Origin of the sequence: Bartonella sp. W8151 (assembly GCF_016100385.1) — a bacterium.
In the GTDB taxonomy this organism is placed as follows: Bacteria; Pseudomonadota; Alphaproteobacteria; order Rhizobiales; family Rhizobiaceae; genus Bartonella; species Bartonella apis.
Map to the genome: position 1 here is coordinate 166530 of NZ_JACFSO010000004.1, position 16539 is coordinate 183068.

General features: G+C 44.9%; 13 protein-coding genes. 9 read left to right on the forward strand and 4 right to left on the reverse strand.

All coding sequences use genetic code 11. The features are described 5' to 3' along the window. Positions 1–128: 128 nt before the first annotated feature. Positions 129–1257, forward strand: a protein-coding gene (prfB, locus tag H3V14_RS08680) for a peptide chain release factor 2 (protein ID WP_198228014.1) whose coding sequence is annotated in 2 segments (ribosomal slippage) — positions 129–197 and positions 199–1257 — 1128 coding nt in all. Because the reading frame shifts where the segments join, the coding sequence is not laid out codon by codon here. 188 nt (positions 1258–1445) lie between these two features. On the opposite strand, the gene H3V14_RS08685 is transcribed toward prfB, so the two are convergent. Together H3V14_RS08685 and bcp are read right to left on the reverse strand one after the other, a co-directional pair. Then, complete coding sequence (locus H3V14_RS08685; protein ID WP_198228016.1) at positions 1446–1667, reverse strand: hypothetical protein; 222 nt, start codon at positions 1665–1667, stop codon at positions 1446–1448. A gap of 68 nt (positions 1668–1735) precedes the next feature. Beyond that, positions 1736–2206, reverse strand: a complete 471-nt coding sequence (gene bcp, locus H3V14_RS08690) for a thioredoxin-dependent thiol peroxidase (RefSeq protein WP_198228018.1) — start codon at positions 2204–2206, stop codon at positions 1736–1738. Positions 2207–2432: 226 nt separating this feature from the next. Here bcp and H3V14_RS11000 point away from each other — a divergent pair, with 226 nt between their 5' ends. Beyond that, positions 2433–5771: a DUF3971 domain-containing protein gene (locus H3V14_RS11000; protein ID WP_198228020.1), complete on the forward strand. Its 3339-nt coding sequence runs from the start codon at positions 2433–2435 to the stop codon at positions 5769–5771. A gap of 358 nt (positions 5772–6129) precedes the next feature. Here H3V14_RS11000 and tyrS read toward each other — a convergent pair whose 3' ends face one another. Further along, on the reverse strand, positions 6130–7383 hold the full coding sequence (gene tyrS / locus H3V14_RS08700; protein WP_198228022.1) for a tyrosine--tRNA ligase: 1254 nt from the start codon (positions 7381–7383) through the stop codon (positions 6130–6132). 109 nt (positions 7384–7492) lie between these two features. Between tyrS and H3V14_RS08705 the strand changes: the two genes are divergently transcribed. Then, entirely contained in the window at positions 7493–8626 is a 1134-nt protein-coding gene (locus H3V14_RS08705) for an anhydro-N-acetylmuramic acid kinase (protein ID WP_198228025.1), read from the forward strand. Positions 8627–8924: 298 nt separating this feature from the next. Here H3V14_RS08705 and H3V14_RS08710 read toward each other — a convergent pair whose 3' ends face one another. After that, positions 8925–9599, reverse strand: coding sequence for an alpha/beta hydrolase (locus H3V14_RS08710; protein WP_198228027.1), 675 nt, complete (start codon positions 9597–9599; stop codon positions 8925–8927). A 181-nt stretch (positions 9600–9780) separates the two neighbouring features. Between H3V14_RS08710 and H3V14_RS08715 the strand changes: the two genes are divergently transcribed. The 6 genes from H3V14_RS08715 (at position 9781) to H3V14_RS08740 (ending at position 16365) form a co-directional block, all read left to right on the forward strand. Next, positions 9781–10926: a cysteine desulfurase family protein gene (locus H3V14_RS08715; protein ID WP_198228029.1), complete on the forward strand. Its 1146-nt coding sequence runs from the start codon at positions 9781–9783 to the stop codon at positions 10924–10926. 172 nt (positions 10927–11098) lie between these two features. Beyond that, positions 11099–12610 (forward strand): Fe-S cluster assembly protein SufB, encoded by a 1512-nt coding sequence (gene sufB / locus H3V14_RS08720; protein WP_075870727.1) that lies wholly within the window; start codon positions 11099–11101, stop codon positions 12608–12610. A 57-nt stretch (positions 12611–12667) separates the two neighbouring features. Further along, positions 12668–13441, forward strand: coding sequence for a Fe-S cluster assembly ATPase SufC (sufC, locus tag H3V14_RS08725; RefSeq protein WP_075870726.1), 774 nt, complete (start codon positions 12668–12670; stop codon positions 13439–13441). Continuing rightward, positions 13434–14714 (forward strand): Fe-S cluster assembly protein SufD, encoded by a 1281-nt coding sequence (gene sufD, locus H3V14_RS08730; RefSeq protein WP_198212785.1) that lies wholly within the window; start codon positions 13434–13436, stop codon positions 14712–14714. Before sufC ends, sufD begins: the two co-directional genes overlap by 8 nt. Before the next feature lie 9 nt (positions 14715–14723). Next, positions 14724–15968 (forward strand): cysteine desulfurase, encoded by a 1245-nt coding sequence (locus H3V14_RS08735; RefSeq protein ID WP_075917047.1) that lies wholly within the window; start codon positions 14724–14726, stop codon positions 15966–15968. Further along, the gene (locus H3V14_RS08740) at positions 15961–16365 is read left to right on the forward strand and encodes an SUF system Fe-S cluster assembly protein (protein ID WP_075870723.1); all 405 of its coding nucleotides are present in this window, start codon (positions 15961–15963) and stop codon (positions 16363–16365) included. The genes H3V14_RS08735 and H3V14_RS08740 overlap by 8 nt, the downstream gene beginning before the upstream one ends. Positions 16366–16539: the final 174 nt, after the last annotated feature.

The window sequence follows — 16539 nt, forward strand, 5'->3', positions numbered from 1 at the left end:
TGAATATTGCAACAAAATTATAGATTGATAAAAGGCCTTTTGACAGAAATTGGAAACGTTACACGACGCGAAAATTTCCATGTCAACTATGAGAATTTAGATAAGTAAAATCGGAAAAAGATACAGTTATGCGAGCAGAAATTGAAACTTTGGTCGAAGAAATCAAGCAAGCTATTGCCTTGCTGAGGAGGCATCTTTGACTGGGATCAGTCGATAAAACGTCTGGAATATCTCAATGAAAAGGCTGAAGATCCAAGCCTCTGGAATGACGCTGCGAAAGCACAGGAATTGATGCGCGAACGTCAGCAGCTGGATGACGGGATTAATAATATCAAGCATTTGACGCAAACACTTAATGATAGTGTCGAGCTCATTGCAATGGGAGAAGAAGAGGGGGATGATGATATCGTCAGAGATGCGGAAGCCTCTATCCATGCATTGAAGGGTGAACTTGATAAACGCCAGATTGAAATGCTGTTATCGGGCGAAGTCGACGGTAACGATACCTATCTTGAAATTCATGCCGGTGCCGGTGGCACGGAAAGTCAGGATTGGGCGTCGATGCTCTTGCGCATGTATATAAGATGGGCGGAAAAACATTCAATGAAAGTGGAAGTGTTGGAAGTCCATGACGGTGAAGAAGCCGGGATAAAATCGGCTACGATACTGGTTAAAGGGCACAATGCTTATGGCATGTTGAAAACGGAATCCGGAGTGCATCGTCTGGTTCGAATTTCGCCTTATGATTCTAACGCGAGGCGTCACACTTCCTTCGCCAGTGTCTGGGTCTATCCGGTGATTGATGATAATATCAAAGTCGACGTTTCGGAAGCGGATGTGAGAATTGATACTTACCGTTCGTCGGGTGCGGGTGGTCAGCACATTAACACCACCGACTCTGCAGTAAGAATCACGCACCTTAAAACGGGCATCGTTGTTCAATGTCAGGCGGAACGATCGCAACATAAAAACCGCGCAACAGCTTGGGCTATGTTGAGAGCCCGGCTTTACGAGGAAGAATTGAAGCGTCGCGAAGATGAAGCCAATGCGCTTGAAGCTTCAAAAACCGAAATAGGTTGGGGACACCAGATACGCTCCTACGTTTTGCAGCCTTACCAATTGGTGAAGGACTTACGCACGGGAGTCGAAAATACAGATCCGCAAGCAGTTCTTGATGGTGATCTTGATCAATTCATGGAGGCAGCTCTTGCTCAAAAGATTAAAGGCGGCGTTGAACACGTGGAAGATGTCACCTAAGAACTTGAATGTTTTGTGTCGAGCCCGTTACTTTTCGAATTTTAAAGGCTTTCTCACTTATCTTATCAAACAAAATAATAAATTGCTTCACCCTTTGTACATCTCCGATGGCGGCTTTGGGGTGAAGCTTAAAACCGGGCTGATTATTCGCGGTCAAAGTGACCTTCAAAAAACTGTTTTGACTAAGATTAACCGCGAGGACCTGTTACAATCGGGTCAATGCCTGCATAGGGTTTGAAGACGATGTTTTCTGTTTTTGGAGCAGACAATTTAGGCATAGAAGGAAGCGTTTGACGAACAGATGATGTGCTAAGGGCGTGTGTGTTGACAGTATCCTTGGCAAAAGGTGCAGCCGTGCCACCAGCTATACAAACAAATGATAAAATAAAAATTTTTACCAGATTTTTCATTTTGCCATACGTCCTTTATGGCGACTATTAGCACACCAAAAAGTTAACAAATTCCTAACCACGTAAAATCAAGCTATTGCTTTTGCGCTTTCCAACACAATTTTTGCGTGCCCCGGCACCTTAACTTTTTGCCAGATTTCAGCAATTTTACCGTTTTTGTCGATCAGAAATGTACTTCTCTCGACCCCCATATATTTTCGGCCATACATCGACTTTTCTACCCATACCCCATATTGCTGCAAAGTCGTTTTTTCTTCGTCGGAAACCAGAATGATGCTTAGATCATGTTTGGATTTGAATTTGTCGTGTTTTTCCGGTTTATCAGGGGACATTCCGATGATTGTAACATTGATCTTGTCGAATTCGGGCTTCAACTCTGAAAAATCATGAGCTTCAAGAGTGCAGCCGCTTGTATCGTCCTTCGGGTAGAAATAGAGAACAACAGGGTGTCCGCGAAGTTCGGACAGTGTTTGTGTTTTTCCACTATCGCCCGGTAATTTGAAATCGGGAGCGATATCCCCTTTATTTAACATGGTCATTGAAATACCTTTCTTCTGTGGGAACAAATAAAATGACATCATAAAGCACAGGAATCAATATTGATTGGTGCTATAACGAGTCTCATATTATTCAACTTACGGCGCTTGATGCAGCGAGCAAAACGGGATTGGTTGTAATTTGACAGATCCGCATGAAGAGATTCGCTTTAAAAAAAGCGAAATAAAAAGCCTCGACCAATTTCCGTCATCCCGAGACGGGAACGGGGTGAAAGTTGATACCCCGCGTCGGCGTAAAAGACTGCTAAGACATCTGTTCCATATAGTATTCTGGGCAATATTGATTGTCGGCATAGTGTTAGGAGTGTTGTTTTCGCTGTTGAAAGTGGGGATTAGCGGCGAATATCTCACGCGAAAAATGCAGGCGACATTATCCCAACAACTGGGAGATTACGCACGCGTAAAAATTAACGACGCACGACTTTCGCTGGATGAAGACTATCATCTTGCTCTCGAAACCCAGAACGTCATGTTGGACGATATTAAAGATGGCGTGAAAGTCGATCAAATCGGTGTCTTTCGTGTTGGCTTTTCTTCATGGGCTCTGCTTTTTGGAAAACTCCAGATTGCGCAGATCGAACTCCACGATGCGAATGTGTTATTACCTCAGTCGCAAGGGCCAGGCCTGCTCGACCAGCTACCAAAAGATGAATACGGACGGATTGATCCGGATGCGACAGCCAATATTTTATTTCCGGCTTTCGATACTAGCGCGGAAAAATTGCGCTCAATGTCGATCAACGTTCTTGTTTTGAAAAATATTTCGCTCCACATGCCGGGTGAAAATGGAACCATTCTTGGCATAAAAGATCTGGATTTGCGTATGCGCTGGAAAATGGCAACGCTCATATCCTCTTTAACCTGGAACGGCAAGAAAATCGGTGTCGAAGCCAACGCAAATTACGCCAATCGGCGTGCCAATGATATAACACTTAATGTAAAATCATTTCCGCTTCATTTGGGCGCGGCTGATGATGTTTCACCATTTTTGCCAAACGGTCATACAAATAACGGGCATTTCAGATTAAAAGGTAAAGCCAATTTCATTGTCGAAGCACACCGTAGCAATACAGACGATGAACCGATAGTACGTACCCAGCTTACGATGCCTGATGGCATTATGGATTTTGGCACAGAGCAGAATATACCGTCAAAAATTGACTTCAATTTGCTGCACACGCCTCACAGCAACAAGATCGAATTCGAGACTTCGCTTATTCAAATCGGCGGCTTGGTCATTCCTTTTAACGGAGCTCTAGGGTTAACACCGGTAGACCCGAAAATAGGTAGACCGGTTAATGATTATCGTTTTGAAATTGTTGCCCAACATGCGGTGAGTGCTTCGAATGAAGTGCCGGATGTAGCTCTCCGGTTCGAGATGAAACTAGCCGGCCAATATAACCTCGCCGATAAAAAAGCATTAATGGATGAAATCACAATCAACGCGCCACATGGGAATCTGATGGGACAGGGAAGCTTGAAATTTGGTGCAGGGAGTCCGGAAACCATTTTCGTTCTTCATGTTCCGCAAATGGACGTTGCTGAGGCCAAGCAACTATGGCCGGTAAATATTTCCCCTGGCGCGAGAAGATGGGTTGCATCGCATATTTTTGGTGGACAATTAAAAAATGGTTCGATCGAAATTGCCTTGCCGCAAGGTTATTTCCAATCGGGAATTCCTGCAGGCACACTTTCCGGCAATGAAGTAAAAATAAGAACGGATATCGTCAATACGCGTTCGGACCTTGTTGGAGAGTTGCCGGCTTTACGCGACGCATCGGGAAATGTTGCGATAGATGGCATGACAACCACCATAACGCTTGATAGTGGAGCGAGCTATCTTTCCAATGGACGCAAAGTAGAAGCAGTGGAAGGAACTTTGGTGATTCCGTGGGGCCCGCAAAGACCGGTTTTTGCCGATATGGATCTGGTTGCTCGCGGAGAGATAGATGCAGCCGGAGAAATGATCGGATATTCGCCGATAAATGCTCGCCATCGCTTACCTTTCAACACGGATAAGGCGCACGGGAATGTCGAGGCGGATATAAAACTTCGCTTTCCCGTCACCCACGACGAGCCGAAAGGAGAAATTACCTATAGTGCCCACGTTAATTTCAGCGATTTTTCTATGCCGGATCCAATTAAAAACAACATAGTGAGCAACGCTTCTGGTACTGCAGACGTTGATAAATCGGGAATTATCCTGCAAGCAAACGGTTTACTCAATGAGCTTCCAGCGCAGATAAAACTTGTTCAGCCATTCGAAAATTCCGATTTACAAAAAAGCGAGAAAATCACTCTCAATCTCGATGACAGTATTCGCTCGAAACATTTTGCGTTTCTCAACAATTTTCTCACAGGTCCTGTAAATGTCGAGGTTGGTGAAGACAATAACGGTAAACGCCATTTCAACGCCGATTTAACCAATGCAGATCTCGAATTTTCGTGGGCAGGATGGAAAAAGGGTAAGGGCATGGCTGCCCATGCGCAATTCGATATGCCGTCCAATATAAAAGACAAACCTGATTATACGATCGAAAATTTTTCGTTATCAGGGCAAAATCTGGATGTGGCAGGGCAAATCCATATCAAGGATAAGCAACTATTTGGAGCAGAATTTACCAAAGCCAATTTAAGTCGAAACGATGATCTCACACTAAAAGTTATAAGTTCAGGAAAATCATACCATATAGAGGCATCCGGAAAGAGCTATGATGGGCGTGCGCTAATCCAGCAATTGGGTAAAACGCAAAATTCCAATTCAGGTGGAAAAACGGCTATTTCTGTGCATGCGTCGATCGCAAGCCTTGCAGGTTTTTATGGTGAAGAGCTTTCAAATGTAAATGCGACTTACGAAATAACCGAACAGAAAGCAGCACAATTTTCATTAAGCGGTACAACGCATAATCGTGAGTCCGTCAATGTCGAAACGCAAAAAAGTTCAGGGCATCAAACTGTCACGGCGAGAAGTAATGATGCGGGCGCGCTGTTCCGCTTCATGAATTACTATGACAAAATCCGTGGAGGTGTTTTGAAAGCTGATTTAACTTCATCTTCCGGACAACCAATGTCAGGCCGTGTCAGTATTAGAAATTTTGAAGTGGTTGATGAACCCCGTTTGGCTGCAATTGTATCGTCACGCCCCAGAGGCGGTGGCAAAAGTTTGAATGAAGCCGTCAAAGGCAAAATCAATAGCTCCAGTATCGGCTTTGATCTTGCCTATGCTCATATTGCAAAAGGTGACAATTACCTTGTTCTTGATCGCGGTGTGTTGAGAGGGCCAACGGTAGGGGCAACTTTTCAAGGGGTTCTTTATGATGTGTCCGGAAATATGTCGATTACCGGCACCTTCATGCCTGCATATGGTCTGAACCGCCTGTTTGGAGATTTGCCAATTATCGGGCAGGTATTAGGAAATGGCCGCGATAGGGGATTGATAGGAATTACTTTTAAAATTGAAGGTAAGGCGAAGCACCCGCAAGTAATGGTCAATCCGATTTCCGTTATCGCTCCAGGCATTTTCAGGTCGATATTCGAATTCCAATAAACCTAAAAAGAATGGAATTTTTCAATAATTTTCAGTGCGTTTCGATGACTGACCAAATAGGCAGTAGCGTTTTTGACGCGACTTTTATCGTCCTAGTTTACTTATTTAACGACGTGTGAATCAGGCGTTCGCTGTCGCGCCGATTTCAAAATGGAACCAATTTGTATTTCTCTTTATTTAAAGGCGGCGAAAACGGGCGAGTGTGATGAAGCACTGGTGAAAATGAAAGTCATAATGCTTTTTAAGCATGTTACCGGCAACGGAAACGTTGTTGTCGGTAAGAAATCGGGAAATAAGCCTTAAGGCGGAATTAGCCGCGCGACTTCATTAGGATTTGCGTTCCCAAACAGTAAAACAGTTACATTGGCTTGGCGAGAACATGCTTCTTTTTACCGAAAGACAATTTGACAACACCATCGGCGTTGACATCATTTTCGGTGATTAAGCGCTTTTCATCCTCTACCAGCACGTCGTTCACACGTACGCCACCACCTTGTACGTGACGCCGCGCTTCGCCGTTTGATTTGGCAAAACCGGCTTTCACCAGGAGAATGAGCAAACCAATTCCATCTTGAAGCTCGGTTGCCGGAACTTCTATTTTGGGAAGATCGTGACTGACTTCGCCTTCTTCGAATGTTTTACGTGCAGTTTCTGCAGCTTTTTCAGCAGCATCGCGTCCGTGAAGCATGGCGGTTACTTCTGTCGCCAATATCTTTTTCACATCATTGATTTCGGATCCCTGGAGAGCTGAAAGCCGTTTTATCTCATCCATAGGCAAAGTTGTATAAAGTTTTAAAAAACGCGAAACATCGGCATCTTCCGTATTGCGCCAATATTGCCAAAAATCATATGGAGAAAGCATGTCGGCATTCAGCCAGAGAGCGCCATTAAGAGATTTTCCCATTTTGGCGCCTGATGCTGTGGTCAATAAAGGTGAAGTCAAAGCAAAAAGTTGGGGGGTATCCATCCGGTGGCCAAGATCAATGCCGTTTACGATATTTCCCCATTGGTCGGAACCGCCCATTTGCATCCGTAGACCATATCGTTTATTGAGCTCGACAAAATCATAGGCTTGCAAGATCATATAATTGAATTCGAGAAACGACAGAGAATGCTCTCTATCCATCCGCAGTTTCACTGATTCAAAGGACAACATCTTGTTGACCGAAAAAAAGCGCCCAACATCACGCAGAAATTCGATATAGTTCAAATCTCTAAGCCAATCGGCGTTGTTCACCATAATTGCATCTGTGGCACCATCACCGAATTTGATATAGTTTGAAAACACTTTTTTAATACCGGCGATATTCGAGTCGATTTTGTCGACTGTGAGCAGTTTACGTGCCTCGTCTTTAAACGAAGGGTCGCCGATCATACCTGTACCACCGCCCATAAGGGCTATCGGGCGGTGTCCGGTTTGTTGCAACCAATGAAGCATCATAATCTGGATCAAACTGCCTGCATGAAGGCTTGCTGCAGTCGGGTCAAACCCGATATAACCGGTTACAACTTCCTTTGAAAGGAGATCGTCCAACCCCTTTTCGTCGGACATTTGGTGGATAAAGCCACGTTCGCTCATCACATTTAGGAAATCGGATTTAAAACCGGTCATCAAACTTTTCCCTGAAAATTCATGCTTGGAAAGCAATATTCAACTGTTTTGTGGGCTTTATCATAGAATATATGTGATTCACAAGGAAACATCTTACGGGAAGCAAGTAATGGGTGCGATAAAAACGGCAATCGGCCTGATGAGTGGTACGTCAATGGATGGAATTGATGCGGCTGTGCTCAAAAGTGACGGGCAGAACGAGATCGAAATTGTCGATCATTTATCCCATGCTTATCCTGCGGTTTTTCGGAGCAAATTGAAACAGTCGCTTGATAAAGTAGCCGGAGTGACCAAACGGGCAGATCTTCCGGAAACTGTTTTGAGTCTGGAACGTGAACTCACACTTGAACATGCAGCCATTGTTGATCAATTGTTAAAAAAATATGCAATCTTGCCTTCCAAAGTTGATCTCATCGGTTTTCATGGACAAACTATTCTTCATAGACCGGATATCGGATTGACGATCCAATTAGGCGACGGGCCGTTACTCGCCAGAAAATGCGGAATCGATGTGGTTTTTGACTTAAGATCAAATGATATGAAGCACGGGGGCCAGGGCGCTCCGCTGGTGCCGGTCTATCATCTGGCATTGGCGCAAAAATTAAAGGATAAACTTGATTTTCCTGTTGTGTTTATCAATATCGGCGGAATTTCCAACCTGACTTTTGTCGGGATAGATAATGAACTTTATGCTTTTGATTGTGGTCCGGGTAACGGTTTGATCGACCAGTGGATGTTTTTTAAAACCCGAAGCCCGATGGATCGCAATGGCGAAGCCGGTCTAAGCGGAACTGTTGATTACAAGATTGTCAATAGCTACGCAAGTCATCCCTTTTTTAGCGATAAAAAGCCTGGTTCGCTTGATTGGCGGAGTTTCAAGCCTTTGGTGAATGATGCCATTTCAGTCGAAGATGGGGCAGCCTCGCTGAGCTTCATAACGGCCTATGGGATAGTAAATTCTTTCAGACATTTACCGATGTTGCCGAAGACTCTTATCGTTTCCGGAGGAGGCGTTCATAACGGCGCAATTATGAAGACTTTGAAGGAACTTACGCAAAAAAACGGAATCATCACATTAACAGCCCGTTCACTTGGGCTTTGCTCGGATTTCCTGGAAGCAGAGGCGTGGGCCTATCTTGCAATAAGATCAATCTATAACTTGCCTATCACTTTTCCGACAACGACAGGTTGCGATCGACCACGATCAGGCGGTGAATTGGCACGCCATCCGATTCAAGCATGACAATATATGTGAGACAATGGGGCTATGTTAAAAAGCGTTTTGGCAGTCGTGGACGTGGTTCTTTAAATTGTATGCTAGATATTGTTTGCTAGTCTTTTTGGAAAACGCATTGGAGATGTATTGATAAGAGAAACTTGTGATTGAACCTGACGTCTCACAACATTTAAAGCCGCACTATCATTTTAAGGACAGAATATTGCAGATAAAAAAAGGCTTTTGCCGGAATTTTGCAAAAGCCTTTTTAGCTCACAATTTCATATTAAAAGAGACGGTTTAAGATCGCCTACAACTTGAAAATTTATCTCAAACGCTTCATGCGCGGTTCGGCCAATTCGCCATTAAGACGCCGATCAAGATAGTTGGCGCAATCATCAATAAGCTCGTCGACCTGACCGGAAAAAAAGTGGTTTGCACCCTCAAGAATCTGTTGTGTGATTGTAATTCCCTTTTGTGTTTTAAGCTTGTCTACAAGACATTGCACGTCTTTTGCCGGAGCAACACGATCGGCATCGCCGTGAATGATCAGCCCCGAAGAAGGACAAGGCGCAAGAAAAGAAAAATCGTACAGATTAGGCTGAGGGGCAACCGATATGAATCCTTCGATTTCTGGGCGTCGCATCAAAAGCTGCATGCCGATCCATGCGCCGAAAGAGTAACCCGCTACCCAACAATTTTTTGAATCAGGGTGTAGCGCCTGTACCCAATCCAGTGCTGCTGCCGCATCGGATAACTCGCCAGCACCATGATCGAATTCACCTTGACTGCGCCCGATACTGCGGAAGTTGAAACGCAATGTTGTAAAGCCGCGTTGTTGGAACATATAAAAAAGATCGTAAACGATTTTGTTATTCATCGTCCCGCCAAATTGCGGGTGGGGGTGGAGAATAATGGCTATAGGAGCATTTTTTTCCGGCGAGGGTTGATAACGGCCTTCAAGGCGACCCGCAGGACCATTGAAAATGACTTCAGGCATCAAGTACTCCTTACTATATCAGTTTGAACGTTCCATTTTTTGCAGAAATGGATATTGGCAAATTCAAACTGTTTCGATTGTTTGAATGTATCTTGGCTTTAGATAGTCTGTAATGGGTGCACTTTTCAAGGAAATTGCGCTATGGATGCGTTTGAAATAATTAAAAATTACGAGGCTTCATATGTCATCTTCAAGATGCTATCTCGATTATAATGCTACGACACCTTTGTCAGACGCAGCACGCGACGCCCTTGTAAGCGCCCTTGATGTTTATGGTAATCCTTCGTCTGTCCATCAGGAAGGGCGTGCCGCAAAAGCCTTGCTTGAAAAAGCACGGCGTCAGGTTGCCCACCGTCTTCATACCGAGCCGGATCACGTTGTGTTTACTTCCGGTGCAACAGAAGCAGCAATGACACTCCTTACACCCGATTACAAGATGGGACGTTCGGATGTTCATTTTTCAAAAGTTTATATTGGCGCAACCGAACACCCGTGCATTGGCAAGGGTGGGCGTTTTGGAAAAGACCAACAGATAATTATCGGTGTTGATGAAAATGGCATCGTCAATTTAGACGAGCTTCAAAGCAAACTTTCCAATCACAATAAATCGGAAGGTCTGCCGATGGTTGCTATTCAGGCAGCTAATGGCGAAACAGGTGTTATCCAGCCGGTGAGAAAAATAGCAGATATTGTCAAACAAGCTGGTGGCGTTCTTGTTGTCGACATCGTTCAATATATAGGCAAACTTGCTGTTGATGTTGCAAGTTTCGGGGGGGATTTTTTTATCGTTGCAGCGCACAAAATTGGTGGGCCAAAGGGTATCGGTGCCTTTATTGCCACAGGAAGCGCCCTTATGCCACAAGCTCTGATATTGGGTGGAGGGCAGGAAAAGGGATTCCGTTCCGGTACAGAGTCAATTCCGCTTATTGCGGCTTTTGGGGCAGCGATGGAACAAAAACCGACTACTCAGGATTTGGATCATTCGAAAGCGCTTCAAATGCGTCTGGAACATGGGTTGCATCAATTGAGTAACAATCTTGTTATCTTCGGAGAAAAATCACCGCGTTTACCGAACACAACCTATTTTGCTGTCGACGGGTTAAAGGCGGAAACGTTGCAAATCGGCTTCGACCTTGCAGGATTTGCGGTTTCGGCCGGATCGGCCTGTTCATCGGGAAAAGTAAAACAAAGTGGCGTTCTGTCTGCAATGGGCTGTCATGTACCGGATGGAGCAATTCGCGTTTCCACGGGTAAACACACAAGCTTGAAAAACATCGACGATTTTCTTTCGGCTTTTGAAAAAATTATCCGGAATTCGAAAAATTGAAAAACAGCACTTGAAATCCTCTTTAGAACTGTTTTAAACAAAGTCAAATAAGCTTGACTAGATTTATCATGTTTTTCATTGAAGTCCGGCGACTGAAACCCTAAATCAGGTTATGCTTATTTTGGTATAATCGTAACTGCCGGTTTTTGACCCGGCCAGGAGGGAGACGCCCATGCCTGCAGCGCAGGAAACTATAAGTCAGGTCCGTGAAATTGACGTTGACCAGTATAAATATGGCTTTGAAACCAAAATCGAGGCGGATAAGGCCCCGCTAGGGCTTAATGATGATATTATCCGTTTGATCTCGGCAAAAAAGCAAGAGCCGGAATGGATGTTGGAATTGCGGCTCAAAGCATTCCATCATTGGCTGACAATGGAAGAGCCCCACTGGGCAAGGCTGGAAATCCCTAAAATAGATTTTCAGGCTATTTCATATTATTCGGCACCTAAAAGTCAAAATGCTCCCAAGTCGCTCGACGAAGTTGATCCTGCATTGCTCAACACCTACGAGAAGCTCGGGATTCCGTTAAAAGAACAAGAAATTCTCGCGGGTGTACGTAAGCAGGCAGAACCATCGAAATTGGACGATAATGTATATGCATCCGGTCGCGTTGCGGTCGATGCAGTGTTCGATTCGGTTTCTGTGGTCACTACATTCAAGAAAGAATTGATCCGTTCAGGTGTTATATTCTGCTCAATATCGGAAGCGATACGTGAGCATCCTGATCTAATAAAACAATATCTCGGCTCGGTGGTTCCTGCCGGAGACAACTTTTATGCGGCGCTTAATGCGGCAGTTTTTACTGATGGGTCATTTATTTACGTTCCTAAAGGCGTTCGTTGTCCAATGGAGCTGTCGACTTATTTCCGTATTAACGAACGCAATACCGGACAGTTCGAACGTACATTAATTATCGCCGATGAAGGAGCCTACGTATCCTATCTTGAAGGTTGTACAGCACCGCAACGCGACGAGAACCAGCTGCATGCGGCGGTTGTCGAACTCATTGCCCAGAAAGATGCGGAAATAAAATATTCGACCGTTCAGAACTGGTATCCGGGTGATAAAGACGGCAAAGGCGGAATTTTCAATTTTGTTACCAAACGCGGTGATTGTCGCGGCGACAATTCAAAAATCTCCTGGACACAGGTTGAAACCGGCTCGGCGATAACCTGGAAATATCCTTCATGCCTGTTGCGTGGGGATAATACACGCGGTGAATTCTATTCCATTGCAGTTTCCAATGGACACCAGCAGATCGATTCAGGCACAAAAATGATCCATCTTGGAAAAAACACATCAAGCCGTGTTATTTCCAAAGGTATTTCAGCCGGATTTTCCAATAATACTTATCGTGGACAAATCTCGGCCCATCGCAAAGCCACCAATGCCCGTAACTTCACCCAATGTGACAGCCTGTTGATTGGCAATAATTGTGGTGCCCACACAGCTCCTTACATTGAAGCGAAAAACGCGACGGCAAAATTCGAGCACGAGGCTACTACATCGAAGATTTCCGAAGATCAATTGTTCTACGTTATGCAGCGGGGCATTCCGGAAGAAGAAGCGATTGCTCTTATTGTAAATGGCTTTGTCAAAGAAGTTATTCAGGAATTACCGATGGAATTTGCTGTTGAAGCACAAAAGCTTATCGGTATCAGTCTTGAAGGTAGTGTCGGCTAACTGAAGCTGTTGTTTTTGTTGGGGGCCTTATCAGTGTCCGCAAAATAGGATTTAAAAATGTTAGAAATTAAAAATCTTCATGCACGTATAGCCGAAACCAAGACCGAAATTCTGCATGGTCTGGATTTGACAATCCATGATGGCGAAGTTGCAGCAATTATGGGACCGAACGGTTCTGGTAAATCAACGCTTTCATATATCCTTGCCGGCCGCGATGATTATGAGGTGACGGACGGAGAAGTTATTTTTAACGGCAAGTCGCTTCTTGATATGGATCCGGCAGAACGCGCGGCAACCGGTGTGTTTCTGGCTTTCCAGTATCCGATGGAGATACCTGGCGTTGCGACAATGGAATTTTTAAAAGTCGCAATGAATTGCCAGAGAAAAGCGCGCGGCGAAGAAGAATTGAAAGTACCCGAATTCTTGAAAAAAGTAAAAGCGGGCGTTACCGAGCTTGAGATGGATATGAGCATGCTCAAGCGTCCTCTCAATGTCGGTTTTTCCGGTGGTGAAAAGAAGCGCGCAGAAATACTTCAGATGCTATTGCTGGAACCGAAGCTCTGTATTCTTGACGAAACAGATTCAGGCCTTGATATTGATGCGTTAAAAATCGTGGCAAACGGTGTCAATGCTTTGCGCTCTCCGGACCGTTCGTTCATGGTCATCACCCACTATCAAAGACTTCTGGACTATATTGTACCGGATACTGTGCACGTCCTCTATAAAGGTAAAATCGTCAAGACAGGCGATAAGACATTGGCTATGCAGCTTGAACAAACGGGTTATGCCGACATTATCGACAAGGCAGAAGCGGAGGAAGAACATGAGTGAAACCTCCAAAGTCGATAAAAAACCGGAAATGACCGCTGCAGAACAGGCAATAGTCGATATCTTTGGTCAAAAACTGGGTGATTTTCCTGGAAATAGCGAGGTTATGTCAACGCGAGATAGCGTGGTAGAACAGTTCAAACGCGTGGGCATTCCTTCCAGAAAACGTGAATATTGGCATTACACCGATTTGCGTACCTTGTTGAAGACAATTCCGAACTTCAGTGATGAAGGTGACGGATTATCTCGCGACCCGCTTTTGCCAAAGGATTCTGTATTTGCGATTTTTAACGGCAAAACACTCGCTGCTCCTGAAGTAGATTCAGTCACTGTTAGACGCGTGGCCGATGAACTTGCTAACGAGCATTTCACGCTGAAACCGGATATTTCCGACGATGATTTTGTCGGTCAGGTTAATACCGCTTTTGTTAGTGATGGCTGGCTTCTCGAAGTAGCTGACGGCGCAAAAATTCCCGATCCGATTGAATTGCAAATGATCAATCCGGGAGGTCAGGCTCATGCCTATTCCCAAATCAAAGTAGGGAATAATAGCTCCGTTACTTTCATTGAACGACAATTGGGTGGAGAAAAATCCACATTTGTAACTTCCGTGCAAGACCTCAAAATAGGCGAGGGTGCAGATGTAACCTGGATTATCATTCGTGATCGGGGGTTCGATGCAACGCAGTTTTCCAAGTTTCTTGCAAATCTCGACAAGAAAGCAAAACTGACCCTTTACATCGTGAATGTGGCAAGTGAGTTGAACCGGCAGGAAATAGACATCGAGATGCCGGGCGAGGGAGGAAACTTCCAATTGAGGACGATCAATCTCCTTGCAGGGGCTAGCCATAGCGACGTTACAATGTTTGTTCGTCACATTGGCGAAGATACTGTTTCGACCGAAATTGTCCGCAATGTTGTTACTGACAGCGCAAGAGGCGCGTTTCAGGGAATGATCAAGGTTTCCAGAGAAGCTCAGAAAACCGATGCCCGGATGACGTGCAACAGTCTTATCTTGTCAAATGACGCAGAATTCGATTCGAAACCGGAACTTGAAATTTTTGCCGATGATGTTGCTTGCGGACACGGCTCAACTGTTGCAGAGATCGATCACGAACAACTTTTTTATCTGATGGCACGCGGTATTGAAGAATCTGTCGCTCGCGGCTTGCTGGTAAAGGCTTTTGTCTCCCAGTTGATTGATGACGTGGAAAACGATCAAATGAAGGACATCATTGTTGCCCTCATCAATCAATGGTTGGAAAAGCACCTTTAAGAAGGAATAATGATGACAGATCAAACGTCTTCGTCTTTCGATATCGATCAAATACGGCGTGATTTTCCGATTCTTGATCAGAAAATTTACGGTAAACGCTTGGCCTATCTTGATAATGCGGCGTCGGCCCAGAAGCCGAGGCAGGTGCTCGAGGCTATGGACGAGGTCTATCGGACAAGCTACGCCAATGTTCATCGCGGCCTTCATTTTTTGTCGAACACTGCGACCGAACTTTATGAAAAAGCCAGAGAAAGCGTTCGTAAATTCATAAACGCTTCATCGCATGATGAAATTGTCTTTACCAAAAACGCGACTGAAGCAATTAATACTGTGGCATATGGATATGGAATGCCGCGTTTTTCGGAAGGTGACGAAATTGTTTTGACGATTATGGAACATCATTCCAATATCGTTCCCTGGCATTTTATACGCGAAGTCAAGGGCGTAAAACTTGTTTTTGTGCCGGTTGACGACGATGGGGTTCTCCATTTGGAGGATTTCGAAAAGGCATTGACTGAAAAGACGAAACTTGTAGCAGTCACCCATATGTCTAACACCCTCGGCACAGTACCACCGGTCAAAGAGATGATAAGGGCCGCTCATGAGCGGAATATTCCGGTTTTGATCGACGGGGCGCAAGGGTCCGTTCATTTGACCGTTGATGTTCAAGATCTTGATTGCGACTGGTATGTGATGACAGGCCACAAGCTGTATGGGCCGACAGGTATCGGCATTCTTTACGGCAAAAAAGATCGATTGCAAGAAATGCACCCGTTTCAGGGCGGCGGCGAAATGATTGAAGACGTGAGCGTTGATAAGATCACGTATAACGAACCGCCTCATCGCTTTGAAGCAGGAACGCCGCCTATTGTTCAGGCTATCGGTTTGGGTGTTGCTCTCGACTATATTATGTCGAAAGATCGTAAAGCTCTTGAGGCTCACGAGAAAGCATTGACAGCCTATGCCCATGAACGGCTTGGGGCGATCAATTCGTTGCGTATTTTCGGGCGTGCTCCTGATAAAGGCGGCATCATCTCGTTCCAACTCGAGGGAATTCATCCCCACGATGTCTCAATGTATATTGATCGTCAGGGAGTAGCAGTGAGAGCAGGAACGCATTGTGCCCAACCGCTCCTTAATCGCTTTCATGTGACATCGACCTGTCGTGCATCTTTTGCAATGTATAATGATCGCGATGATGTCGATCAGCTTGCCGAAGCGTTGGAAAAGGCAAGGAGGTTTTTTAATGAGTGATCCCGACAACAAAATTCATGCTGCAGAGCCGGTAGGCGATTGGGGCGATAATGTTGTTACGACAAACACTTCAACGATTCCTCCTGCCGAACTTGATCGTATGACGGACGATATCATCAATGCTTTGAAGACAGTTTTCGACCCCGAAATTCCAGCCGATATTTACGAGCTGGGGCTGGTGTACAAGATTGATATCGAGGACGATCGCACCGTAAAAATAGATATGACATTGACTGCACCGGGATGTCCTGTCGCAGGTGATATGCCGAGCTGGGTTGAAAATGCAGTAGGCGCGGTGGAGGGCGTTTCACACGTTGAGGTTAATATGACATTTGATCCACCTTGGACACCGGATCGGATGTCCGAAGAAGCTCAGATTGCACTTGGTTGGTATTAACACTTCCGGCGTGATAAATAATTGTCGCCAAATGAATATAGGCGAAATTTTATCAATGATTATTTGTTCCTGTTATCGGATGGGTAATAAGATGGCTCTTTTATTGTCAAATTCGAAGGAGTGGGGGCGGGTAAACGAAAGTTCAAAAAACCGACGTTCATCTGGCTAAATTGT